This window comes from Marinobacter lipolyticus SM19 (genome assembly GCF_000397065.2).
Lineage (GTDB): Bacteria > Pseudomonadota > Gammaproteobacteria > Pseudomonadales > Oleiphilaceae > Marinobacter > Marinobacter lipolyticus.
The window spans coordinates 929,949-953,167 of record NZ_KE007306.1; the positions used below are offsets into that span (position 1 = coordinate 929,949).

The following is a 23,219-nucleotide window of genomic DNA, read 5'->3' on the forward strand; positions in this document are numbered from 1 at the left end:
TCGGCTTCAGCCTCACTGTCCTTGCAGTCAATTTATTTATACCACTAACTATTAGAGGTCTTTACTCCTGCAATTGCAAGTTGGCATTTTACCCAGCTATTCGATCTTCCCGCATTTTTTCATACGGCCACTATGCTAAGGTCACCGTTTTCAGACATTCCGTACATGGACAAGGCTCAATGATCACGCATTTCATCAAACAGGCTCTCCAGGCAAATTCCCGATTGCTGCCATTGCTCGCAGGCTTCTTTCTATCCATGTTCATCGCCACCGGCACCCAGGCACAGCAATCCGCGGAACCACCCGATGACCTGAGCGCAGAGGATGTCGAGCAACGCATTGAGAACCTTGAAAAGCCCATGTATACCCCGTTCGTGGAACTCTACCTGCTTGAGGAGAGCAAAGCCCTGCGCAAGGAGATGCAGAACACACGTGCGGAGCTGATTGAGAAAGTCGTGGACAAGGAACTGTCCGTTGCCGATAAAACCATGTCCTACGCCACCGACACGGTAACTTACTTCTTCTACCTGATCGCCGGTGCAACCTCCATCCTCGTCGTGATCGGCTGGAACTCCATTCGCGACATGCGTAACCAGCTCACCAGCCTGGCCGAGAAACGGGTGAACGAACTGGTCATTGAGTACGAGAAGCGGTTGAAATCCATTGAGGAACAGCTGCAGCAGAAATCCGACATCATCCACCAGAACCAGGCGGAAATTGAGCGCACTAACGAAGTGCACTCCCTGTGGCTCAAAGCCAGCCAGGAAACGTCCCAGCAAAACAAGATTTCCGCCTACGACCAGATTCTGGATTTGCGACCGGACGATGTGGAGGCTCTGAGTTACAAGGCCGATGCGGTGCTTGAAATGCAGGAACCGCTGTGGGCGATCAGCCTGTGTCAACGCGCCCTCAAACTGGCACCGGATAATGGCCACGCGCACTATCAACTGGCATGCGCCTACGCCGAAATAGGGCGATGGGAAGACGCCGTGACAACCCTGCAGAAGGCCATCGATATATCCGAAGCCTACCGTGATGACGCCTCTGTGGACCCTAGTTTCGAGCAACTTCGGGATCACGACAGCTTCAAGGCGCTCATTTTCCCGGACACGGAAGAGAACAATACAGACGCTTAGGGCGGGACCAGGCACAATCTTTGCGTCGGGGCAAAGACTGGCCCAATCAGCTTGACAAGTTGCAGGGCGTGGTGTTTGTTTAACTATCTGAGAACATAAGAATAACCCGGAACACGACAGGACAGACCCAATGACAACGTCAGTAAAGAAACTCGTAACCGCTGTTAGTACTTCCATTGCCCTGATGGGCGCAGGTCATGCCGCCGCTGAAATCAAGATTGGCATTGCCGGCCCGATGACAGGCCCAGTTGCACAGTATGGTGACATGCAGTTCTCCGGTGCTCGTATGGCCATTGAACGCATCAACGCAGATGGCGGAGTCAACGGTGAAATGCTGGAAGCCGTCGAAGTGGATGATGTCTGCGATCCCAAGCAGGCAGTCACCGTAGCAAACCGCCTGGTGAATGATGGCGTTCGCTTTGTGGTTGGTCACCTGTGCTCCAGTTCTACCCAGCCCGCCTCCGATATCTACGAGGATGAAGGCATCCTGATGGTGACCCCGGCCTCCACCAGCCCGGACATCACTGAGCGCGGATATGAACTGGTATTTCGCACCATCGGTCTCGACAGTATGCAGGGACCGGTTGCCGGGGAGTACCTCGCCAGCCTCAACCCCGAACGCGTCGCGATCATTCACGACAAGCAGCAATATGGTGAAGGCATTGCCACAGCAGTCCGCGACACTCTGAAGAACGCTGGTGTTGAAATTGCCATGTTTGAAGGCATCACCGCCGGTGACAAGGACTTCTCATCCCTGATTACCAAGCTCAAGCAAGCGGATGTCGACTATGTCTATTATGGCGGATATCACCCGGAGCTTGGACTGATCCTGCGCCAGGCAGAACAGGCTGACCTTGATACGGTGTTCATGGGCCCGGAAGGGGTCGGCAACAAAGACATCAACACCATTGCCGGTGACGCCTCAGAAGGTCTGCTGGTGACCCTGCCGCCGAGCTTCGATGAAAAAGAAGAGAACAAGAGTCTGGTCCAGGCCTTCGAAGCAAAAGGGGAAGATCCCTCCGGCCCGTTCGTGCTGACATCCTACACAGCCGTCCAACTCATTGCCGAGGGGATTGAGCAGGCGGATTCAACAGATCCCTTCGAGGTCGCAGCAGCCCTGCGCAGCGGCTCTTTCGATACCCCAATCGGCACTGTTGAGTATGACGAGAAGGGTGACATGAAGTCATTTGAGTTCGTTGTGTACGAATGGCATTCAGATGGCAGCAAAACTCCGGTAAACTGAGCCGAAATCGTTAAAAAACGGTAACAATGAGAACACCTTCTCACCGCGATCCGGGAGAAGGTGTTTTTCTAGGCTCCTGTTGATCCTTCCCGCACCCGCGCCGGCACACCGGAGCGTGAGGTGTGGTCAGTGGAGGAGGCAGGCTTTCGGAGTCCCATAACAATGCAAGATCTCCTTTATTTCCTGCAACAGCTTATTAACGGGCTGACGATCGGGAGCACCTATGCCCTGATCGCCATCGGCTACACGATGGTTTACGGCATCATTGGCATGATCAACTTCGCCCATGGTGAGATTTACATGATCGGTGCCTACACCGCACTGATTGCAATAACCGGCCTTGCGGCTCTTGGTATCGCCTGGCTTCCACTGATACTCATCGTAGCCCTTGTGTGCGCCATGATTGTCTCCAGCTCCATGGGTTGGGCCGTGGAACGGGTCGCCTATCGACCGGTCCGTGGACGCCACCGGCTGATTCCACTGATTTCCGCCATTGGCATGTCCATTTTCCTTCAGAACTACGTCCACTTGGCCCAGGGATCCCGCAACATTGGCTTTCCCGCACTGATTGAAGGTGGATTCCGCTTCGGTAGCGCAGATTCATTCCAGACCTCCATTTCCTACATGCAGATTACGATCTTCATCACCACGCTGATCTGCATGTCCTTACTGTCTCTGTTTATATCCCGGTCACGAATTGGCCGTGCCTGCCGCGCCGTTTCCCAGGACCTGGGTATGGCCAGTCTGTTGGGCATTGATACCAACCGCATCATCTCGGCCACCTTTGTGATCGGCGCCGCGCTGGCGGCGGTCGCCGGCCTGCTGCTGGGCATGTACTACGGTTCCATCGACCCACTGTTCGGGTTTATCGCCGGGTTGAAGGCCTTTACCGCAGCAGTGCTTGGTGGCATCGGCAGCATCCCGGGCGCGATGCTGGGCGGCCTGATTCTTGGCGTCGCCGAGAGTATGACCTCCGGGTATCTCAGCGGTGAATACAAGGACGTGGTGTCGTTCGGACTGCTGATACTCATTCTTCTCTTCAAGCCTACCGGCCTACTCGGCAAACCGGAGGTGGAAAAGATCTGATGGCTGCAAATAACCTGAAACACGCGCTGTTCTGCGCCATTGTCACGCTGATTGTGGCGTATCCGATTCTTGGCCTTAATCTGGTCGCCTCGGGAACGGAGATCGTTCTGGAAGGCGCCACTACCCAAACTGTTATTTCGGTGCTGGTGGCTGCGGTGGTTGTCTTTCTATTCCAGCTGTTCCGCGACAACATCATGGCGTTGCTTGGCCAAGCCCCGGCACTGAACTCGCTGGCCAACCGCCAGCCCATGGAGCAGAGCAAACGGTTGAAGCTGGAATCCACTATCCTGACCCTGATCATCATTGGGGCGTTGTTCTGGCCGTTCTTTGTTTCCCGGGGGTCGGTCGATCTGGCCACTCTGGTGCTGATCTACATCATGCTGGCCCTGGGCCTCAACGTGGTCGTCGGACTCGCCGGGCTGCTGGATCTGGGCTACGTGGCCTTCTATGCTGTGGGGGCCTACACCTTCGCCCTGTTGTCCCAGTATTACGGGGTTTCTTTCTGGTTTGCACTTCCCATAGGCGCCCTGCTGGCTGCCACGTTTGGGCTGGTACTGGGCTTTCCCGTGCTCAGGCTTCGAGGTGACTACCTGGCGATTGTGACGCTCGGATTCGGCGAGATTATCCGCATCCTGCTGAACAACATGACCAGCCTCACAGGCGGCCCCAACGGCATCGGCGGCATTCCAGACCCCACCCTGTTTGGCATGGAGTTCGGTCGGCGCGTCAAGGAAGAAGGTAACACATCCTTCCACGAAACCTTCGGGATTGCCTACAGCAGCGAACACAAAATCATCTTCCTGTATCTCATCGCCCTGGTTCTCGCTGTCATCACAGCACTGGTAATCCGGCGCCTGATGCGCATGCCAGTCGGTCGCGCCTGGGAAGCCCTGCGGGAAGACGAAATCGCTGCCCGCTCGCTGGGGCTGAGCCGCACGGCGGTGAAGCTGTCAGCGTTCACCATCGGCGCATTCTTTGCCGGTTTCGCCGGCACTGTGTTTGCGTCCAAGCAGGGCTTTATCAGTCCGGAATCGTTCGTCTTCCTGGAATCCGCCATTGTCCTGGCGATCGTGGTACTCGGGGGCATGGGCTCGCAGCTCGGTGTGATTCTCGCCGCCATCGCGGTCACCATTCTGCCGGAGCTGGCCCGGGAGTTTTCCGAATACCGGATGCTGATCTTCGGTGCCGCCATGGTACTGATGATGGTCTGGCGCCCACAGGGCCTGATGCCCATGCGCCGCATCCATATCGAACTGGAAAAACAGGAGTAACGGACGATGCTTGAAGTACAGAATCTGTCCATGCGCTTTGGCGGGCTCCTGGCGGTCGATCAGGTTTCCCTGGATGTTCAGGAACACGAAATCGTATCCATTATCGGCCCCAACGGCGCGGGGAAAACCACCGTATTCAACTGTATGAGCGGTTTCTACAAACCTACCGGCGGCAAAATCCTGTTCGAGGGACATGAGGTTCAGGGCAAACCGGATTTCCGGATTTCCCGCCTTGGAATGGTGCGCACGTTCCAGCACGTTCGCCTGTTCAATCGCATGACTGTGGTAGAGAATCTGCTGGTCGCCCAGCACCGCCACCTGAATACCAACCTGATCTCTGGCTTGCTGAAAACGCCAGGCTACCGTGAGCGGGAACAGAAATCCCTGGATCGTGCCAGTTATTGGCTCGACCGGGTTGGTTTGCTGGACCTCGCCAACCGGGACGCCGGCAACCTGGCCTATGGTCAGCAGCGGCGATTGGAAATTGCCCGTTGCATGGTCACCGAACCCAAGCTGTTAATGCTGGACGAACCTGCGGCCGGCCTGAACCCGGCAGAAACCCGGGACCTGAATCAGTTGATCGTCAGCCTCAAGGAAGACTACAACGTGTCTGTTGTACTCATTGAACACGACATGAGTCTGGTGATGGATATTTCCGACCGCATCAATGTCATCAACCAGGGCCGCCCCCTGGCCAGCGGAACGCCGGACGAGATCCGCAATAACGATGCTGTCATTAAAGCCTATCTGGGTGAGGCCTGAGGTATGTCCATGCTAGTACTAGAAGATGTCCACACCCACTACGGCAAGATCGAAGCACTGCACGGTGTGTCCGTCGAAGTAAAGAAGGGTGAGATTGTTTCACTGATTGGCGCCAATGGCGCCGGCAAGACAACCCTGTTGATGACCGTTTGCGGCAACCCCCAGGCCACTTCTGGACGGATCATCCTGGAGGGGCGGGATATCACCCGCGAACCTACGGCCACCATCATGCGCTCGGGGATCTCGATTGTGCCCGAAGGTCGGCGTGTCTTCTCCGGTCTGACAGTGGAAGAGAACCTCCATATGGGGGGCTTTTTCAACACAAAGGCCGAAATCCGCAAGAGCCAGGATCACGTCTATGAGCTGTTCCCACGGCTGAAGGAGCGCGAACACCAGCGCGCAGGCACCATGTCCGGCGGGGAGCAACAGATGCTGGCCATTGGCCGGGCGCTGATGAGCAAACCCCATATGATCATTCTGGACGAGCCCTCCCTGGGGCTGGCACCACTGGTCATCAAGCAGATCTTCGAGATCATTGGTCACCTCAGAGAGGAAGGTATCACCGTGTTCCTGGTCGAGCAGAATGCCCACCAGGCTCTGAATCTGGCTGATCGAGGCTATGTCCTGGAAACCGGCAAAATCCGGCTGCACGACACAGGTAAGAACCTGTTGGCCAATCCGGATGTGCAGAACGCCTATCTTGGTGGTTAATCACCACCCCTGAAACCAGAAAAGCCGGAATGTGACAACACACTCCGGCTTTTCTGTATCAAGCGCTCACGGCAGTGCTGATTTCGCACTCCTGCTTATTTCACGCTCTTGATGGTGCCCTTGTAACCTTCAACAGTGACGTCAATGGTGCCATACACCACATAGTCGTTCTTCTTGACGGTGTAGCGGGGAGCCACGATTACATCAGCCCCGGATGCCGAAATGGCATTGTAGGCAGCCGCTGATTTAACAGCCGATACCGGGTCCAGACCACCCAGACCGAAGGCGCTGCCGCCACCGTTACCGTATTCCATTCCATCCGCAAACTCGTTGTCATCACTCATGGTGAAGAACAGAACCTTGGTGGCGGAAGACTGGCCGGTAATTTTCTCGCCAACTTCAATATCGGCCTTGATATCGGTCGCCACGGAACCGTTGAGAGGAACCGGGCTGGAGCTGACGTTCAGGGATGAGCAGCCGGTCATTGCGACGGCCAGCAGCAGGCTGGATGCGATAAGTGCTTTATTCACAGAATGATCTCCATGTGTTGTGTGTAAGCCTTCATGGCCGCGCGCACTATACCCAAAGAACCCACATATAACAAGATTGATCATTTTTTATTTTTTTAATCTCTTTATGGAATATGAACACGTGATCATATTTTTTCTCTTTCCGGGACAAATCAATAACTCACATCGCTTTAAACTTGTTTTCCATGGAATTGGACTATACTCATCGGAACGGTCAACCTGTCTCCATGGGAAATCTGTCAGGGCCGTTACCGTGGGCACGCCACCAAGTGGCCAGCCACGGCAAGCGACAAAAGCTAGACCACAACAAGGAGTGGATAATGAAAAAACTGATTGCAGGTGCAATTCTTCTGGGCGCATCTTCCATGGCTTTTGCTCAGCCTGGTTGCGGCGTCGGCGCCATGATCTGGAAGGGCCAGTCCGGCATTGCCCCCCACGTTCTGGCCGCTACCACCAACGGTACTTTCGGTAACCAGACCTTTGGCATGACCACAGGTACCCTGGGCTGTCAGACCAACCAATCGGTGCAATCCATGGCCATGTACATGGACAGCAACATCGACAAGGTAGCCCGTGACATGTCCCGGGGTTCTGGTGAGAACCTCGATACCATGGCTGTTCTTCTGGGTGTGGATGAAGCAGACCGCGACTCATTCCGCCAGATCCTTCAGGATAACTTTGCAACCATTTTTCCGACCTCTGAAACCACATCCGGTGAAGCGGTTGACGCCATCGTAGCGTTGCTGGAAAAGGATGAGGCGCTCAGCAAGTACGTGGCTGCCTGATCTTTGCACATCAAGGGACCCACTGCGCCAGGGACGGCGCACTCCCGTTACACGACATCCGACCAACCCGGACTTTACTGACAATTCATGCGCACTACGTTCCAGTACGGGCTGGCCTTGATCTGGCTGGCAACAGGCACCCACACTTTCGCCACACCTCTAACAGAAGACCCAGGAAAGCTTCACGAACATCCCGACTGGCTGACGCTGATCCACTATCAGCCTAACCAGTATTCTGACGGCTATACCAGTCAGGCAGACGATGATGCCTTCTTCCTCAGCGAAAACGGCAAACACTCCCCCCGGGTCGAATTACAGGCCACTCTCGAAGCCATCACCGAACCCGGCGAAGGCGATGAACACGCCCGATGCCGCTTCCCTGCCAGGGACAGCTGGCTGAGGCAGCATCTGAACCTGCCGCGCAATGAGATCAACTGTCCCGGATACGATGACTGGAAGAACACCCTGAACACCGAAACCGTCACCCTGGTGTTTGCCGCGTCCTACCTGAACAGTCCGTCTTCCATGTTTGGTCATACCTTTATCCGGCTGGACCCGCCCCAGGACGACGAAGAAGCCGATCTTCTGCTGGCCGACACCATCTCCTACGCAGCGGATGCCGAAGCCCACGACAGTGAAATCCTGTTCGCCTACAAGGGCATTTTTGGTGGCTACCCCGGAATTACGTCCATCAAACCCTATTACGAGATGGTCCGCCTGTATTCCGATATCGAACACCGGGACCTGTGGGAATACCAGCTCAACCTGACCCAGGACGAAGTTGACGTCATGCTTGCCCACGCCTGGGAACTGAAGGACATCAACTTCGACTATTACTTCTTCGACGAAAACTGCGCTTATCGTCTACTGGCGCTGATCGACGTTGCACGGCCGGGAACCGACCTGCTCAATGAAGTCAGCACCCACGCCATCCCCTCGGATACCGTGCGCTGGGTGGTGGACAAGAACCTGGTAGAAGAAGTGATATACCGGCCCTCGGCGGCAACCAGCGTGGCCTACTCACTGGACACCCTGCCCCCCGATCACCAGATACTGGCGGCAGCTATTGCCAACGGCTACGTCGCTGTGGATTCCGGGGAGGTCAAACAGCTGCCCGACCGGGAGCGAGCCCACCTGCTGGATGCAACGTACGATTATGTGCGTTACCAGAGCGAAGCCGAAGCCTGGCCACGAGAGCACGCGGCACCGCTGTCACACGACCTGCTGAGCACTCGCAGCCAGATACGCGATGTATCCGCCCCGGAAAAGCCTCCCGAGCCGAAAGTACGGGACGACCAGGGCCACGACACCTTCCGCTTCAGCCTGGCCGGTGGTCGCCTGGGGGACCGCAACTTCAGCCAGCTGACCCTGCGCCCGGCCTACCACGACGTACTCGACCCACCCGCCGGGTATCGGGGTGGCGCACAGTTACAGTTCCTGAGACTGGATGCCCGTTACTACACCGATAACGACGAACTGCAGCTGGAACAGCTTGTTGGCGTGGAAATCCGCTCGCTGTCGCCCCGCAATCAGTTCTTCTCGCCATTATCCTGGCAAGTCGGCTTCGGCGGGCGCCGCACGGACACCGAAAACCACCGGGTATTCACACCCTACCTGGAAGGCGGCGCCGGTGGCAGCTGGATCCTCGGAGCGAATATCCAGGCCTTTGCCCTGGCCACCGCCGACCTAGAAATCGATGACGACCTCCACAAAGGCTATGACGCGGCCCCCGGGGCTGACCTTGGGTTGCTGCATCAGAACAATCGCTTCAGCCTGATGGCGGGTGTCAAAACCAAAGCCTGGATTGTCGGTAGCCAACACCGTCAGGATCAACTCTATACCAAGGCCGGCTGGCATCTCGGACGGGACTTCAGCCTGTTCGGCGAGTTCAGCCGCGAAGACCACTACGACAGGTATCGCTCCACATGGCAATTGGGACTGCACGCCTACTTCTGAGGGCCTTCGCCGGCACCGGCCTGACCCTGCTTCTACTGCTGCAATCCGGTTGCAGCAGCGTGTTCTTCTACCCGGACAAGGTCACCTACATCACGCCAGACCGGCTCAACCTGGAATACGACGACGTATTCCTGGACACCGCCGACGGTGAAACACTCCATGGCTGGTGGCTGCCCGCAGCCGCCCCTGAGAGCGCCGCAAAAGGCACGGTGTACTTCCTTCATGGCAACGCCCAGAACATCAGCAGCCACCTGATGAACGTCGCCTGGCTGCCGGAGAAAGGCTACAACGTCTTCCTCATCGACTACCGCGGCTACGGCCGCTCAACCGGCGCTCCCGACATAGAAGGCACCCTGCACGACAGCGAAACTGGCCTGCGCTGGCTGGTGGAACAACCGCAAACAGACAATCGCCCGGTCTACCTTCTGGGCCAAAGCCTGGGCGGCGCCCTCGGCATCGCGCTCGCCAGCGAATGGGTACAACGGCAGGAACAACCGCCGCTCTCCGGCGTCATCATTGATGGCACCTTTTCCGGCTTCCGCGGCATTGCCAGGGAGAAACTCGGCAGCTTCTGGCTGACCTGGCCGTTCCAGATTCCGCTTAGCTGGACCATTACCGACGAGTATGAAGGCGTGGACCATATCGGACGCATCAGTCCGGTGCCGGTGATGGTGATTCACAGCCAGCGTGACGGGATTATCCCATTTCATCAAGGGGAGGCGTTGTATGAGGCGGCGAATGAGCCCAAACAGTTTCTGCCGACCGATACGCCCCATGCGGCGACGTTCGTGATCCCCGCTTATAAAGAATCTGTACTAGGGTTTATGAGCAGGCATTGACAAGGTATGGGCAGCGGTTGGGCCTCTCTTTTCAAAAGGCTTGAGGGCCATGGACGGCCCGAAAGAAGCGCACATGGATGTGCTCGTAGCGTCTTTTGAAAAGAGAGGCTCAACCGCTGCATGCACCCAAGTATGAAGCATTAAAAAACCCGCCAATCCAGAGGAAAGGCGGGTTTTTATCAAGCCCGAAAATGATCAGGCAGAGAAATCGGTCGGCTCGTCGCCTTCCTTGATTTCCTTCATGGACAGCTTAACGCGACCACGGTTGTCCACATCCAGCACCTTGACCAGAACTTCCTGACCTTCGCTCAGCTCGTCAGTCACGTTCTCGATACGGCGCTCGGAGATCTGGGAAATGTGTACCAGACCGTCCTTACCCGGCAGGATGTTAACAAAAGCACCGAAGTCTACAATGCGCTCAACACGGCCCTTGTAGATAGCGCCAACCTCGATCTCCGCAGTGATTTCCTTAACCCGGTTAACCGCCGCTTGGGCTGCTTCCTGGTTATCCGCGTAGATCTTCACGTTGCCGTCGTCATCCAGATCGATGGAGGCACCGGTCTCGTCACAGATGGCACGAATGGTGGAGCCACCCTTACCGATAACGTCACGGATCTTGTCAGGATTGATCTTGATTGCGGTGATGCTCGGGGCACGGGCAGACAGCTCGGAGCGCGGCTCGGAGATGACCTTGTTCATCTCACCCAGAATGTGCAGACGCGCTTCGTGAGCCTGCTCCAGGGCGATTTCCATGATCTCGTCGGTGATGCCGTTGATCTTGATATCCATCTGCAGGGCAGTAATACCCTCTTTGGTACCGGCAACCTTGAAATCCATGTCACCCAGGTGATCCTCATCACCCAAAATGTCGGTCAGAACCGCGAACTTGTCGCCTTCCTTGACCAGACCCATCGCAATACCGGCCACCGGAGCCTTGATTGGCACACCGGCATCCATCAGCGCCAGACTGGAACCACAGACAGATGCCATGGAGCTGGAACCATTGGATTCGGTGATTTCGGATACCGCACGGATGGCGTACGGGAACTCATCCAGAGTCGGCATAACCGCCAGAACACCGCGCTTGGCCAGACGCCCGTGACCCACTTCACGACGACCCGGCGTACCCACACGACCGGCTTCACCCACGGAATATGGAGGGAAGTTGTAGTGGAACAGGAACGGATCCTTACGCTCACCTTCCAGCGCATCGATGATCTGCACATCACGGGAGGTACCGAGAGTGGTCGTCACGATGGCCTGGGTTTCACCACGGGTGAACAGCGCAGAACCATGAACGCTGGGCAGGACACCCACTTCGATATCAATCGGGCGGACAGTCTTGGTGTCACGACCGTCGATACGCGGCTTGCCGTCGATCACCTGATTCCGGACGATGGACTTTTCCACCTTGCCGAAATACTTTTTGACTTCACTCTCGGAAGGCTGTCCTTCCTCTTCACCCGCCAGCTTCTCAACCAACGCAGTCTTGATCTCACCCAAACGCGCGTAACGCTCCATCTTGTCACGGATGCTGTAAGCTTCCTCGATGGCAGCGGAAGCCTCGGACTTGACGGCATTCAGCAGCTCGGTGTTCTCAGGCTCTGGCTGCCACTCCCAACGCGGCTTGCCAATCTCGGCAGCGAATTCCTTGATGGCGGCTACGGCAGTCTGCATTTCCTGATGGCCATACAGCACGGCACCGAGCATCTGATCTTCGGTCAGGCCCTTGGCTTCGGATTCCACCATCAGCACCGCGTCTTCAGTACCGGCAACGACCATGTCCAGCAAAGAAGTTTGCAGCTCTTCAAAAGTCGGATTCAGGAAGTAGCCTTTTTCGTTGGTGTAACCCACACGGGAAGCACCAATCGGGCCGTCGAACGGGATGCCGGAAATGGACAGCGCGGCAGAAGCGGCCAGCATGGCGGCAATGTCCGGATCCTGGTTCTTGCTGGAGGACATCACGGTGGTGATGACCTGGACTTCGTTCATGAAACCGTTCGGGAACAGAGGACGGATCGGACGGTCGATCAGACGGGAAGTCAGGGTCTCTTTCTCGGAAGGACGACCTTCACGCTTGAAGAAACCACCCGGAATTTTACCAACCGCGTAGGTCTTCTCGAAGTAGTTAACGGTCAGCGGAAAGAACGGCTGGCCCGGCTTCGCTTCCTTGGCACCAACAACGGTGCCGAGAACGGAAATATCGTCAATGGTGACGAGGACAGAACCGGTTGCCTGACGGGCAATGCGGCCGGTTTCCAGAGTGACGGTCTTGCCACCCAATTCAAAACTTTTCTTTACGGGATTCAGATCCACGGTAACTCCTGAAATTATCTTATCCAAATTGACTCAGCCTAACCGCCCCTGCGGATTGGCCGCTACAGCTACAGGATGTTCGTGAGGTAATCTGAAGGGTAACCCGCCTGAAAGCTAACAGGCTGTTGTAAAACCCCGGGCATCGACAGTCATTCCACAGGGGGAACTCAGAGCCGGGCTTTTCAACAACCTGCTATCAATTTCGGCTTTCCATTACGACAGGGAATCCCCGATCTACCGACAAACTCACTGCAGCATTGCTGAACTGAGAAAAGCACAACTGGCGAGGCACCCAAGGCACCCCGCCAGTTGATGGTCAATGCGCCCCAAACGCGGACGATTGACCTTCAGGTCGCTATAACGACCGGATTAGCGACGCAGACCCAGACGCTGGATGAGATCCAGGTAACGGTCGGCGTTCTTACGCTTGAGGTAGTCCAGCAGCTTACGACGCTGGTTTACCATCCGGATCAGACCACGGCGGGAATGATGATCCTGCTTGTTGGTCTTGAAGTGATCCTGCAGCTTGTTGATGTTGGCGCTCAGCAGAGCCACCTGAACTTCCGGGGAACCGGTATCGCCATCACCTTGCTGAAAATCCTGAACGATCTGTGCTTTCTCATTGGCAGACAGTGCCATAACTCACCTCATGGTTTGCGATGCTATTAAATTCGGCCGAACCACGCATCTCTACAGCCCGGCTAACCAGCCTCCGCGATTAATAACCGCGTCAGCTGCTCTTCACCAGTCGGCGAGGCACCAGTCTGGTGGCCTCCCCTTCCGGGAATGCTTCCGCCAACCCTATGAACCGCTCGTTGCCATACAGGCGAACGAACCCATCAAGGGGCTGACCCGGTATTCTAACTGGTTGCCCGTTAATTATCGACACCAGTGACTGGCCGCTCAATTCCTGTTCCGGGAACATCGACAGGGCCGCATCAGGAGCCACTAACAGGCCATCCAGACTCTCATCACGCTCGCGCATAGCCTCAAGCTTATCAACAGGATAGGCATCTGCCAGAGTAAAACCCGAAGCCATGGTACGGCGCAAGGCAGTCACATGGGCACCACATCCAAGCGCCTCACCAATATCCTCAACCAGTGAGCGAATATACGTACCCTTGGTGCAACTGACCGCAATGTCCATCTCATCATCACGTACATCGAGCAGTGTTAGCTCGTAGATAGTGACGGGGCGGGCAGGACGCTCGACTTCGATGCCTTCCCGGGCGTATTCGTAGAGCGGACGGCCCTTGTGCTTCAAGGCCGAGTACATGGAGGGCACTTGCTGGATATCCCCACGAAACCATTCCAGTACTGGCTCCAGGCTCGCGGAATCCAACTCTGCGGGCACGGGCTTTTCCTCAACCACGGCGCCTTCGCTATCGCCAGTTTCCGTGCGCACACCCAGCTTCGCCGTAGCGATGTAGGACTTGTCACTGTCCAGCATCATCTGGGAGAACTTGGTGGCTTCACCAAAGCAGAGAGGAAGAACACCCGTCGCCAGTGGATCGAGCGCGCCGGTGTGGCCGGCCTTGGCCGCACCAAACAGACGCTTGACCTGCTGCAGGATGCCGTTGGATGTGACATCCAGAGGCTTGTCGATCACCAGGATACCGTTAACGTCACGGCCTTTGCGTCTGCGACTCAAGCGTCTCGCTCCGAATCATCCGAGGACGTATCGTCATCAGAGACTGCAGGTTTGTCGCCCACCGCCTGCCGAATCAGATTATCCATTTTGCGGCTGTAGCCCTGGAGCGTGTCGAAGTGAAACCTCAGCTGCGGCATAACCCGCAGCTTCATGGCCCGACCTACCTGGCCCCGCAGGAATCCCGACGCCTTGTTGAGAACTGACAGAGACTCCTTGACCTCCGGAGACTCTTCCGTCAGTTCTTCAGTGGACAGCAGGGACACGTAGATATCAGCATACCCAAGATCGCGACTTACCTTGACGGCATTGACCGTTACCATGCCGACCCGCGGGTCTTTTACTTCCCGCTGGATCAGCTGGGCCAGCTCACGCTGCATCTGATCGCCGATGCGATCAATACGACTGAACTCTCTTGGCATCAGGCCCCCGTGGACTCGAGCTTACGCTCGACTCTGACACGATCGAAGACTTCGATCTGGTCACCGACTTTTACATCGTAGCCTTTAACACCGATACCACATTCCATGCCGTTACGGACTTCCGGTACGTCATCCTTGAAGCGACGCAGGGATTCCAGCTCGCCTTCAAAGATCACCACGTTGTCACGCAGGACGCGGATCGGCTTGTTACGGTATACGGTACCCTCAGTCACCATACAGCCGGCCACCTGGCCAAACTTCGGTGAACGGAAGACGTCACGTACGTCCGCAATACCCACGATATCTTCGCGGAACTCAGGTGCGAGCATACCAGTCAGGGCGGCTTTCACATCATCAATCAGGTTATAGATGATGCTGTAGTAGCGAAGATCCAGACCTTCCTGCTCAACCAGGCGTTTGGCAGCCGTATCCGCACGGACATTGAAGCCAAAGATTACGGCATTGGTTGCCATCGCCAGACTGATGTCGGTCTCGGCAATACCGCCAACGCCGGACGATACGATCTTGACCTGTACTTCCTCGTTGCCAAGATCCTGCAGGGCCTTGGAAATGGCTTCCAGGGAACCACGGACATCGGTCTTGAGGACAACGTTGAGGGTTTTGACCTCATCCTTGCCCATGTTCTCAAACAGGTTCTCGAGCTTGGCCGCCTGCTGACGCTGGAGACGTTGTTCACGCTCACGGGTCTGACGGAACTCGGCCAGTTCTTTGGCCTTCTTCTCATCGGCTACGGCGAAGAACTCATCGCCGGCGTCCGGGGTGCCGTTCAGGCCAAGGATCTCAACCGGAATGGACGGACCGGCTTCTTTGGTCTGTTTGCCGGCTTCATCGGTCATCGCACGGACCTTACCGAAGTAGGAACCAGCTACAACCATGTCACCCTGACGCAGGGTACCGTTCTGGACCAGAACCGTGGCCACGGAACCGCGACCGCGCTCGAGGCTGGACTCGACAACCACACCCTTGGCTGGCGCATCCGGAGACGCTTCCAGCTCGAGGATCTCGGACTGAAGTATCAAGGCTTCCAGAAGGTCATCTATGCCCTCACCGGTGTGAGCGGAAACCGGAACAAACTGTACGTCGCCGCCCCAGTCTTCCGGAATCACTTCCATACCGGCCAATTCGGTCTTGATACGGTCAGGATCCGCTGCTTCCTTGTCCATCTTGTTGATGGCTACCACAATCGGAACGCCTGCAGAACGGGCGTGATCCACGGCTTCCTTGGTCTGCGGCATAACACCGTCGTCAGCGGCCACTACCAGGACCACAATATCCGTGCACTGGGCACCACGGGCACGCATGGCTGTAAAAGCCGCGTGGCCAGGGGTATCCAGGAAGGACACCATGCCGTGATCGGTTTGCACGTGGTAAGCACCGATGTGCTGGGTAATACCACCAGACTCGCCGGAAGCCACCTTGGTACGGCGGATATAATCCAGCAGTGACGTCTTACCGTGGTCAACGTGCCCCATGACACTGACGACCGGCGCACGCTTGGCCTTTTCCTTGCCTTCGAAGGAGAACTCACTGAGAACCTCTTCCTCGAACGCATCTTCACTGACGGCTTTCGGAGTATGGCCCAGCTCCTCAGTCACCAGGATCGCAGTTTCCTGGTCCAGTGCCTGATTGATGGTTGCCATAACGCCCATACCCATCAGCGTCTTGATTACGTCTGCCGCCTTGACCGCCATACGCTGGGCAAGGTCGCCAACAGTAATGGTCTCGGGAATCTGTACTTCTCTAACCATTGGTTTGGTCGGCCTCTCAAAGCCGTGACGCTTCTCTTTGGGTTTCTTTTTCGCACGCAGTGGTTTGCGCAGCGTGGTGTCTTCCTCGTCCTCATTGATAATCAGAGGCTCTTCAACCGGACGACTGCGAGGTCCGCGGTGACCCGCTGACTTCTTCTTGGGCTTGCCATCATCCGGCTCATCACCGCGCTCACGAACCTTTTCCTTTTTCTTCTTCGGCTTGCGATCTTTGCCTTCGCCTTCTTCAGGCGGCGGAATCGGCATATCCTCAGGTGCAGGAATGGAAACTTCTTCCTCATCCTTCTTCGGCTCTGCCTTCGCCGCTGGCTTATCGTCGGCCGGAGCCGATTCTGCCTGCGCCGCTTCCGCGGTAGTTGCCTTATCGGCCTCCGGCTGGGCGGTCTGATCTGCCGTTACTTGCGGTGCTTCCTGAGCAGCTTCCTGAGCTACAGGAGTTTCTGCTACCGCTTCTTCCGGCTGGGGTGCTTCCGACTCCGGTGCCAGTTCGGCGCGCTTGATGTACGTGCGGCGCTTGCGAACTTCTACATTCACTGTCTTGGCGCGGCCAGCTTTGAGAGTGGTGGTGGTTTTACGCTTCAGAGTGATCTTGTTCGGCTCTGCGTTACTATCACCGTGATTCTTTCTCAGATAAGCCAGCAACTGCTGCTTCTCATCGCTGGAGACAGAGTCGTTCTCGGAGCGGGCTTTCAGCCCCGCCTCAACGATCTGCTTCAGCAAACGATCCACGGGAGCGCCTACGTCTGCGGCCAGTTGTTTTACCGTTACTTCAGCCATACAGGTCCTCCTCCCGAATTAGGCCTGGTCTTCAAACCAGGGTGCGCGTGCAGTCATAATCAGCTGTCCTGCACGCTCTTCATCCATACCTTCAATATCAAGCAGGTCATCGACTGACTGCTCGGCGAGATCTTCCATGGTACGAATCCCCATACCCGCCAACTTGAAGGCCAGGCTACGGTCCATACCATCCATACCGAGAAGATCTTCCGCGGGCTCAGAGCCCTCAAGCGCCTCTTCACTGGCCAGGGCCTGATTCAACAGGACATCCTTGGCACGGCGACGCAGCTCAGTGACGGTCTCTTCATCAAATCCGTCAATGGCCAGCATTTCTTCCATGGGGACGTACGCCACCTCCTCGATGGACGTAAACCCTTCTTCGATCAATACGCCGGCAAACTCCTCATCCACATCCAGATTGCTGGTAAAATGCTCAAGCAGGCGATTGTATTCCTGCTCCTGACGCTCACCCGCTTCCTCTTCCGTCATCACGTTCAGAGTCCAGCCGGTCAGCTCGGTGGCCAGGCGCACATTCTGGCCGTTACGGCCTATGGCCTGGGCCAGATTATCTTCCGCGACCGCCACTTCCATGGTGTGACGATCTTCGTCCATTACAATGGACGCCACTTCCGCCGGTGCCATGGCGTTGATCACCAGCTGCGCAGGGTTGTCGTCCCACAGCACGATATCCACACGCTCACCACCCAGCTCATTGGAAACAGCCTGAACACGGGAACCACGCATACCTACACAGGCCCCGACCGGGTCGATACGGCGATCGTTAGTCTTCACCGCAATCTTGGCCCGGGAACCGGGATCACGGGCAGCGCCGCGAATTTCGATCAGCTCTTCAGCGATCTCCGGAACCTCAATGCGGAACAGCTCGATCAGCATTTGCGGATCGGTGCGGCTCAGAATCAGCTGGGGACCGCGATGATCAGTACGAATTTCCAGCAGCAGCGAGCGAACACGATCGCCCATGCGGAATGTTTCCCGCGGAATCAGGTGTTCACGCGGCAGCAATGCTTCGGCATTCGAACCCAGATCGACAATGACATTGTCACGGGTCACTTTCTTTACGGTACCGGACACCAGTTCGTGGACACGGTCACGGTAACTGTCGACAATCTTGGTGCGCTCAGCTTCGCGAACCTTCTGGAAGATAATCTGCTTGGCCGCCTGGGCACCAATCCGGCCAAAGGCGACCGATTCAATTTTTTCTTCGTGAATATCGCCCGGCCGCAGCGCGGTATCGATCTCTTCCGCTTCCTGCAGGGTCAGCTCGGTACCGAGTGCCGGAACGGCATCGTTGTCCACAACCAACCAGCGACGGAAGGTTTCGTATTCGCCGGTGCGACGATCGATGGAAACCCGGATATCGGCCTCTTCATCTTCGTAACGTTTTTTGGCAGCGGTGGCGAGCGCCAGCTCGATTGCTTCAAAAATGACATCCTTCTCGACACCTTTTTCGTTCGAGACGGATTCAACCACCAGCAAGATCTCTTTACTCATTGGATTGCCCTGCCCTTAAAAATAAACTTTGCGTCCACCGACTTATTCAAAAACCGGAACGATGTTGGCTTTCTCGATACTGTCGAACGGCAACAGATACTCGTGATCGTCGACTACGATCACGACGTCATCACCTTCCACGCCCTTGATCAGGCCCTGAAACTTGCGACGTCCTTCAAAAGCCATTCGCAACTTCAGCTGAACCTGGTGTCCGGCAAATGCCTCATATTGCTCAAGACGAAACAGCGGACGATCCATACCCGGAGACGATACCTCCAGGGTATATTCGGTCTGGATAGGGTCTTCCACGTCCATGACACCGCTGGCTTGCCGGCTGACTTTCTCACAGTCATCTATGCCGATGCCGTTTTCGGCATCGTCAATAAAAATTCTCAACAGGGAATGATGTCCCTGTGAGCGAAATTCAACGCCCCAGAACTCGTACCCCAGGCCTTCAACGATTGGCCGTAAAAGGTCTTCCAGTTGCTTTAGCTTGGCTGACAAGGTTTTACTGTCTCCATCTCTTGATTTCCAGAACCCCTGAATTCCCCGAATCCCGGGATTTTCCGGACCCCGGAAACAAAAAAAGGGCTGTTGATCAGCCCTTTTTATGCACCAGGGCCTGATGCGCCAGGCCCCTTAATCAAAAAGCCCCGAACGAGTGGGGCCTTTTGTTGCAAGAACTCACAGGAAACAAACCCATTCAAACCGTTCCCTGCTGACAGACACCTGGCCTGCCAGGAGCCGGCCGGACCTAGTCCAAAGCCCGCTCCAATATCCGCCGGAGTATAGAGATGCCGGCAAGACTGGTCAAGGACTGACCAAAAAAAACGGCCTGGGAAATCCAAGCCGCTTTTCTTCTATATGGTGCCCAGGGCCGGACTCGAACCGGCACGGCTTTCGCCACTACCCCCTCAAGATAGCGTGTCTACCAGTTCCACCACCTGGGCAACACCTTTACTCGAGCTCGGGGAGTTCGTCTTCACTGGAAGACTCCCCGCTCTCGGCTTCGCTTTCTTCAACATTTACCGGAGCAGATGCTTCTGAAGACTCCTGGACAACCGGGATACCGGCCTCACCAGCAACTTCAGCGCGCTCCTTGGCAAAGATTGCCAGCGAAAAACTTGTTACAAAGAACACGACCGCCAACAGGGTGGTCAAACGTGTCAGGAAGCTACCGCTACCCTGACTACCGAATACGGTCTGTGACGCACCGCCACCAAATGCCGCACCAGCATCCGCACCTTTTCCCTGCTGGATCAGCACCAGACCCACCAGCGCCACGGCGATAACCACGTGCACAACGACAACCAGTGTTTCCAACCAATCCATAACGACTCTCTAATGACTCTTGCTAATGGCTTTCGCGAACCTTTAACTTTCAGAACCTGCTGGCATAGCCTGGCAGATACTCACAAAATCTTTTCCAATCAACGATGCCCCGCCGATCAAACCACCGTCTATATCCGGCTGAGCAAAAAGAGCGGCTGCATTATCCGCTTTTACACTGCCGCCGTAAAGCAGGGAAATCGTATCCGCCGGCGCTCCCAGATTTCTCAAAACACCGCGAATTGACTGATGCATCGCCTGCGCATCATCGGCAGTGGCCGTCTTTCCGGTTCCTATAGCCCACACCGGCTCATAGGCAACCACGACATTCTGCCAATCACCCGCGCTCACACTCGCCAGCCCCTTACGAACCTGCGCGGACACTATCTCTTCCGCCTGTCCGGCTTCACGCTCCGCGAGGGTTTCGCCAACACACACAATGGCAACCAACCCCTGAGACAGCAACTGCGCAACCTTTTCTGCAACGGCTGCATCGGTCTCCGCAAACAGTTGCCTGCGCTCGGAATGACCAACCAGTGCGTAGCGGCAACCGCAATCTTTTGCCATGCCAGCCGACACTTCACCGGTATAAGCCCCGGATTCCCAGCACGCAACGTTCTGCACACCGACCGAAAGCTGATCACTCGCCAGAGACTTAACGTCCCGGATATACAGAGCGGGAGGAATAATAACAGCCTCCACACCATTATCAAGGGATGACACCCCTGACCGGACATAGCCAACCAGCTTTTCCACCAGGTCTGTCGACCCGTTCATTTTCCAGTTTCCGGCTACGATCTTACGGCGCATAACAGCCCCCGTGCTCAAGGGAGGGCGAACTATACAGCAGTCCACCCAACCAGACAACTCTCCCACACACAATCTCAGGCACGAGAGCTCTCGACAACAACTGCAAGCTCTTCCGCTATGCGAGTGATTTCAGAGGCATTCTGCCCTTCCGTCATAACCCGGATCAACGGCTCGGTGCCGGATGCGCGCAACAGTACGCGCCCTGTGTCACCAAGATCAGCCTCGGCCTTACGCACAGCAACCGCGATGTCTTCACGCCCCAGAGGATCAAAACGCTGATCTACCCGGACGTTGATCATCTTCTGCGGCAACTTGCTCATACCCTGACGCAGTTCGGCAAGCGTTTTACCAGAGCGACCGACGGCCAACAGAACCTGCAGCGCCGACACGATACCATCACCGGTGGACGTGCAATCCCTTATCACCAAGTGGCCAGAGCCTTCACCACCCAAGAGCCAATCATGTTGAATCAGGCGCTCCATGACATAACGATCCCCGACCTTGGCTCGCTCAAACTCGATACCCAGCTCTTTCAATGCCAACTCAACACCCAGGTTGGTCATCAGGGTACCAACGACCCCGCCATGAAGGCTTCCCGCCGCGTGCCGCTGGGAGGCGATGACATACAGCAGCTCATCGCCGTCCACTTCAGAGCCATCCCGGTCCACCATCAACACCCGGTCTCCGTCACCGTCAAATGCGATCCCCAAGTCCGCCCCCTTCTCCAGCACCGCCCGCTTCAGGGCCTCCAGGTGGGTAGACCCGACCTCCTTGTTGATATTCAGGCCATCCGGGGAAGCACCAATCACCGACACCGTGGCGCCCAGCTCACGAAACACCTTGGGAGCCACATGATAGGTGGCACCATGGGCGCAATCGAGCACGACGCTCAGACCTTCCAGAGTGAAATCATTCGGCACCGTACTCTTACAGAATTCCACGTAGCGACCGGGCGCATCATCCACCCGGGACGCCTTGCCCAGATCCGCGGCATCGCAGACCTTGATGGGCTCGTCCATCCAGCGTTCAATCTCCGCTTCCAGAGCATCATCGAGCTTGGTGCCGTTGGCAGAGAAAAACTTGATGCCGTTATCCTGATGGGGGTTATGAGAGGCACTGATGACGATCCCGGCAGACGCCCTGAACGTCCGGGTCAGATAAGCGATAGCAGGCGTCGGCATCGGCCCCAGTAACTTGACGTCAACGCCGGCAGCGGACAACCCGGCCTCAAGCGCTGATTCAAACATATACCCGGAAAGCCGGGTATCCTTGCCGATCAAAACGCTATTGCGCTGGCCTGCCCGCTTGAATGCTTGCCCGGCAGCCCACCCGAGGTACAACATAAACTCGGGGGTGATCGGAGACTCCCCGACACAACCACGGATCCCATCCGTGCCAAAATATTTTCTCTCGGTCATCGACCTGCCTCCTTCATGGCCGCCACAACGCTGACGGCATCCACGGTTTCCCGGACGTCGTGGGCGCGAATAATGGATGCACCCTTCATGGCGGATATTGTCGCGGCAGCAAGGCTCGCCGGCAACCGTTCATTGACTTCACGCCCGGTAATATGGCCCAGCATGCTTTTACGGGACACACCCACCAGCAATGGATGCCCGAGAATATGCAGCTGCTCCAGGGAAGCCAATAACTGTAGATTGTGCTCAAGCGTTTTCCCAAACCCGAAACCGGGATCGAGAATGATGCTTTCCGGTTTTACACCTGCCGCCTCGGCCACACGCATACGCTCCGTCAGGAACAAACTGACTTCCCGCCGTACGCTGCGGTATTCGGGATTATCCTGCATGGAATCAGGCTCTCCCTGGATATGCATAATACAAACCGGAACGCCTGCTGTGGCAGCCGTTTCCGGCGCGCCTTTACGCTGCAGTGCCCGCACATCGTTAATCAGGCCCGCGCCCAACTTGACGGCTTCAGCCATGACCTCGGGAGCGGAGGTATCCACCGAGATAACAGTATCCAGCTCCCGGGCAATTGCCTCCACCACGGGACAGACCCGATCCAGCTCCTCCGCGACCGACACTTGAGCGGCCCCGGGTCTGGTCGACTCCCCACCGACGTCGATAAACGCGGCACCATCAGCAACCATCTGGCGAGCACGTGAGAGCGCTGCATCCGGTCGATTGAAGCGCCCGCCATCGGAGAAGGAATCCGGCGTAACATTCAGAATACCCATGACGTGGCAGCGGGACATATCCAATACCCGGCCGGCAAAGTTCATTTCCATAGGCCATCCTTTCAAGCCGCACACAAAAACAAACGCCGCCCGAAAAGGGCG

21 protein-coding genes and 1 tRNA gene are annotated in these 23,219 nt (G+C 56.4%); 9 read left to right on the forward strand and 13 right to left on the reverse strand.

Going from position 1 to position 23,219, the window contains the following annotated elements; all coding sequences use genetic code 11:
* Positions 1-257 precede the first annotated feature (257 nt).
* The 6 genes from MARLIPOL_RS04270 to MARLIPOL_RS04295 all read left to right on the forward strand — a co-directional run bounded on the left by MARLIPOL_RS04270 (position 258) and on the right by MARLIPOL_RS04295 (position 6,209).
* Positions 258-1,136 carry a tetratricopeptide repeat protein gene (locus MARLIPOL_RS04270; protein ID WP_036190705.1) on the forward strand — a complete coding sequence of 293 codons (879 nt, stop codon included), beginning with the start codon at positions 258-260 and terminating at the stop codon, positions 1,134-1,136.
* A gap of 130 nt (positions 1,137-1,266) precedes the next feature.
* On the forward strand, positions 1,267-2,379 hold the full coding sequence (locus tag MARLIPOL_RS04275; protein WP_012136860.1) for a branched-chain amino acid ABC transporter substrate-binding protein: 1,113 nt from the start codon (positions 1,267-1,269) through the stop codon (positions 2,377-2,379).
* A gap of 162 nt (positions 2,380-2,541) precedes the next feature.
* Complete coding sequence (livH, locus tag MARLIPOL_RS04280) at positions 2,542-3,465, forward strand: high-affinity branched-chain amino acid ABC transporter permease LivH (protein WP_012136861.1); 924 nt, start codon at positions 2,542-2,544, stop codon at positions 3,463-3,465.
* Positions 3,465-4,736, forward strand: coding sequence for a high-affinity branched-chain amino acid ABC transporter permease LivM (locus MARLIPOL_RS04285; protein ID WP_012136862.1), 1,272 nt, complete (start codon positions 3,465-3,467; stop codon positions 4,734-4,736). The genes livH and MARLIPOL_RS04285 overlap by 1 nt, the downstream gene beginning before the upstream one ends.
* A gap of 6 nt (positions 4,737-4,742) precedes the next feature.
* A complete protein-coding gene (livG, locus tag MARLIPOL_RS04290; RefSeq protein ID WP_012136863.1) occupies positions 4,743-5,498 on the forward strand; it encodes a high-affinity branched-chain amino acid ABC transporter ATP-binding protein LivG in 756 nt (251 codons plus the stop codon).
* A gap of 9 nt (positions 5,499-5,507) precedes the next feature.
* A complete protein-coding gene (locus MARLIPOL_RS04295; RefSeq protein WP_012136864.1) occupies positions 5,508-6,209 on the forward strand; it encodes an ABC transporter ATP-binding protein in 702 nt (233 codons plus the stop codon).
* A gap of 95 nt (positions 6,210-6,304) precedes the next feature.
* On the opposite strand, the gene MARLIPOL_RS04300 is transcribed toward MARLIPOL_RS04295, so the two are convergent.
* On the reverse strand, positions 6,305-6,739 hold the full coding sequence (locus MARLIPOL_RS04300; RefSeq protein ID WP_012136865.1) for a hypothetical protein: 435 nt from the start codon (positions 6,737-6,739) through the stop codon (positions 6,305-6,307).
* A gap of 320 nt (positions 6,740-7,059) precedes the next feature.
* Here MARLIPOL_RS04300 and MARLIPOL_RS04305 point away from each other — a divergent pair, with 320 nt between their 5' ends.
* The 3 genes from MARLIPOL_RS04305 to MARLIPOL_RS04315 all read left to right on the forward strand — a co-directional run bounded on the left by MARLIPOL_RS04305 (position 7,060) and on the right by MARLIPOL_RS04315 (position 10,319).
* The gene (locus tag MARLIPOL_RS04305) at positions 7,060-7,524 is read left to right on the forward strand and encodes a DUF3015 domain-containing protein (protein WP_012136866.1); all 465 of its coding nucleotides are present in this window, start codon (positions 7,060-7,062) and stop codon (positions 7,522-7,524) included.
* Positions 7,525-7,611: 87 nt separating this feature from the next.
* Entirely contained in the window at positions 7,612-9,480 is a 1,869-nt protein-coding gene (locus MARLIPOL_RS04310; protein ID WP_012136867.1) for an Lnb N-terminal periplasmic domain-containing protein, read from the forward strand.
* Positions 9,450-10,319, forward strand: a complete 870-nt coding sequence (locus tag MARLIPOL_RS04315) for an alpha/beta hydrolase (protein WP_012136868.1) — start codon at positions 9,450-9,452, stop codon at positions 10,317-10,319. The genes MARLIPOL_RS04310 and MARLIPOL_RS04315 overlap by 31 nt, the downstream gene beginning before the upstream one ends.
* Before the next feature lie 195 nt (positions 10,320-10,514).
* On the opposite strand, the gene pnp is transcribed toward MARLIPOL_RS04315, so the two are convergent.
* The 12 genes from pnp to folP all read right to left on the reverse strand — a co-directional run bounded on the left by pnp (position 10,515) and on the right by folP (position 23,168).
* A complete protein-coding gene (gene pnp, locus MARLIPOL_RS04320; protein ID WP_186008471.1) occupies positions 10,515-12,629 on the reverse strand; it encodes a polyribonucleotide nucleotidyltransferase in 2,115 nt (704 codons plus the stop codon).
* Between the two features lie 375 nt (positions 12,630-13,004).
* Positions 13,005-13,274, reverse strand: a complete 270-nt coding sequence (gene rpsO / locus MARLIPOL_RS04325; RefSeq protein WP_012136870.1) for a 30S ribosomal protein S15 — start codon at positions 13,272-13,274, stop codon at positions 13,005-13,007.
* Between the two features lie 91 nt (positions 13,275-13,365).
* Positions 13,366-14,286 (reverse strand): tRNA pseudouridine(55) synthase TruB, encoded by a 921-nt coding sequence (truB, locus tag MARLIPOL_RS04330; RefSeq protein WP_012136871.1) that lies wholly within the window; start codon positions 14,284-14,286, stop codon positions 13,366-13,368.
* The gene (gene rbfA / locus MARLIPOL_RS04335) at positions 14,283-14,705 is read right to left on the reverse strand and encodes a 30S ribosome-binding factor RbfA (protein WP_012136872.1); all 423 of its coding nucleotides are present in this window, start codon (positions 14,703-14,705) and stop codon (positions 14,283-14,285) included. The genes truB and rbfA overlap by 4 nt, the downstream gene beginning before the upstream one ends.
* Positions 14,705-17,269, reverse strand: coding sequence for a translation initiation factor IF-2 (gene infB / locus MARLIPOL_RS04340; RefSeq protein ID WP_012136873.1), 2,565 nt, complete (start codon positions 17,267-17,269; stop codon positions 14,705-14,707). Before infB ends, rbfA begins: the two co-directional genes overlap by 1 nt.
* A gap of 18 nt (positions 17,270-17,287) precedes the next feature.
* On the reverse strand, positions 17,288-18,781 hold the full coding sequence (nusA, locus tag MARLIPOL_RS04345; protein ID WP_012136874.1) for a transcription termination factor NusA: 1,494 nt from the start codon (positions 18,779-18,781) through the stop codon (positions 17,288-17,290).
* A gap of 42 nt (positions 18,782-18,823) precedes the next feature.
* A complete protein-coding gene (gene rimP, locus MARLIPOL_RS04350; protein WP_012136875.1) occupies positions 18,824-19,285 on the reverse strand; it encodes a ribosome maturation factor RimP in 462 nt (153 codons plus the stop codon).
* Between the two features lie 361 nt (positions 19,286-19,646).
* Positions 19,647-19,731: transfer RNA gene (locus MARLIPOL_RS04355), tRNA-Leu, on the reverse strand.
* Positions 19,732-19,738: 7 nt separating this feature from the next.
* Positions 19,739-20,113 carry a preprotein translocase subunit SecG gene (gene secG, locus MARLIPOL_RS04360; protein WP_012136876.1) on the reverse strand — a complete coding sequence of 125 codons (375 nt, stop codon included), beginning with the start codon at positions 20,111-20,113 and terminating at the stop codon, positions 19,739-19,741.
* A gap of 42 nt (positions 20,114-20,155) precedes the next feature.
* Complete coding sequence (gene tpiA, locus MARLIPOL_RS04365; RefSeq protein WP_082446037.1) at positions 20,156-20,920, reverse strand: triose-phosphate isomerase; 765 nt, start codon at positions 20,918-20,920, stop codon at positions 20,156-20,158.
* A gap of 74 nt (positions 20,921-20,994) precedes the next feature.
* Entirely contained in the window at positions 20,995-22,338 is a 1,344-nt protein-coding gene (glmM, locus tag MARLIPOL_RS04370) for a phosphoglucosamine mutase (RefSeq protein WP_012136878.1), read from the reverse strand.
* Positions 22,335-23,168, reverse strand: coding sequence for a dihydropteroate synthase (gene folP / locus MARLIPOL_RS04375; RefSeq protein WP_012136879.1), 834 nt, complete (start codon positions 23,166-23,168; stop codon positions 22,335-22,337). The genes glmM and folP overlap by 4 nt, the downstream gene beginning before the upstream one ends.
* Positions 23,169-23,219 lie beyond the last annotated feature (51 nt).

Excerpts from the sequence above, each read along its gene's own strand:
- nusA (WP_012136874.1), bottom strand. The coding sequence starts at position 18,781 with ATGAGTAAAGAGATCTTGCTGGTGGTTGAATCCGTCTCGAACGAAAAA.
- MARLIPOL_RS04310 (WP_012136867.1), top strand. The coding sequence starts at position 7,612 with ATGCGCACTACGTTCCAGTACGGGCTGGCCTTGATCTGGCTGGCAACA.
- MARLIPOL_RS04275 (WP_012136860.1), top strand. The coding sequence starts at position 1,267 with ATGACAACGTCAGTAAAGAAACTCGTAACCGCTGTTAGTACTTCCATT.
- livG (WP_012136863.1), top strand. The coding sequence starts at position 4,743 with ATGCTTGAAGTACAGAATCTGTCCATGCGCTTTGGCGGGCTCCTGGCG.
- MARLIPOL_RS04295 (WP_012136864.1), top strand. The coding sequence starts at position 5,508 with ATGCTAGTACTAGAAGATGTCCACACCCACTACGGCAAGATCGAAGCA.
- secG (WP_012136876.1), bottom strand. The coding sequence starts at position 20,113 with ATGGATTGGTTGGAAACACTGGTTGTCGTTGTGCACGTGGTTATCGCC.
- MARLIPOL_RS04270 (WP_036190705.1), top strand. The coding sequence starts at position 258 with ATGTTCATCGCCACCGGCACCCAGGCACAGCAATCCGCGGAACCACCC.
- MARLIPOL_RS04285 (WP_012136862.1), top strand. The coding sequence starts at position 3,465 with ATGGCTGCAAATAACCTGAAACACGCGCTGTTCTGCGCCATTGTCACG.
- tpiA (WP_082446037.1), bottom strand. The coding sequence starts at position 20,920 with ATGCGCCGTAAGATCGTAGCCGGAAACTGGAAAATGAACGGGTCGACA.
- infB (WP_012136873.1), bottom strand. The coding sequence starts at position 17,269 with ATGGCTGAAGTAACGGTAAAACAACTGGCCGCAGACGTAGGCGCTCCC.
- livH (WP_012136861.1), top strand. The coding sequence starts at position 2,542 with ATGCAAGATCTCCTTTATTTCCTGCAACAGCTTATTAACGGGCTGACG.
- rbfA (WP_012136872.1), bottom strand. The coding sequence starts at position 14,705 with ATGCCAAGAGAGTTCAGTCGTATTGATCGCATCGGCGATCAGATGCAG.
- MARLIPOL_RS04315 (WP_012136868.1), top strand. The coding sequence starts at position 9,450 with ATGGCAATTGGGACTGCACGCCTACTTCTGAGGGCCTTCGCCGGCACC.
- MARLIPOL_RS04305 (WP_012136866.1), top strand. The coding sequence starts at position 7,060 with ATGAAAAAACTGATTGCAGGTGCAATTCTTCTGGGCGCATCTTCCATG.
- rpsO (WP_012136870.1), bottom strand. The coding sequence starts at position 13,274 with ATGGCACTGTCTGCCAATGAGAAAGCACAGATCGTTCAGGATTTTCAG.
- glmM (WP_012136878.1), bottom strand. The coding sequence starts at position 22,338 with ATGACCGAGAGAAAATATTTTGGCACGGATGGGATCCGTGGTTGTGTC.
- folP (WP_012136879.1), bottom strand. The coding sequence starts at position 23,168 with ATGGAAATGAACTTTGCCGGCCGGGTATTGGATATGTCCCGCTGCCAC.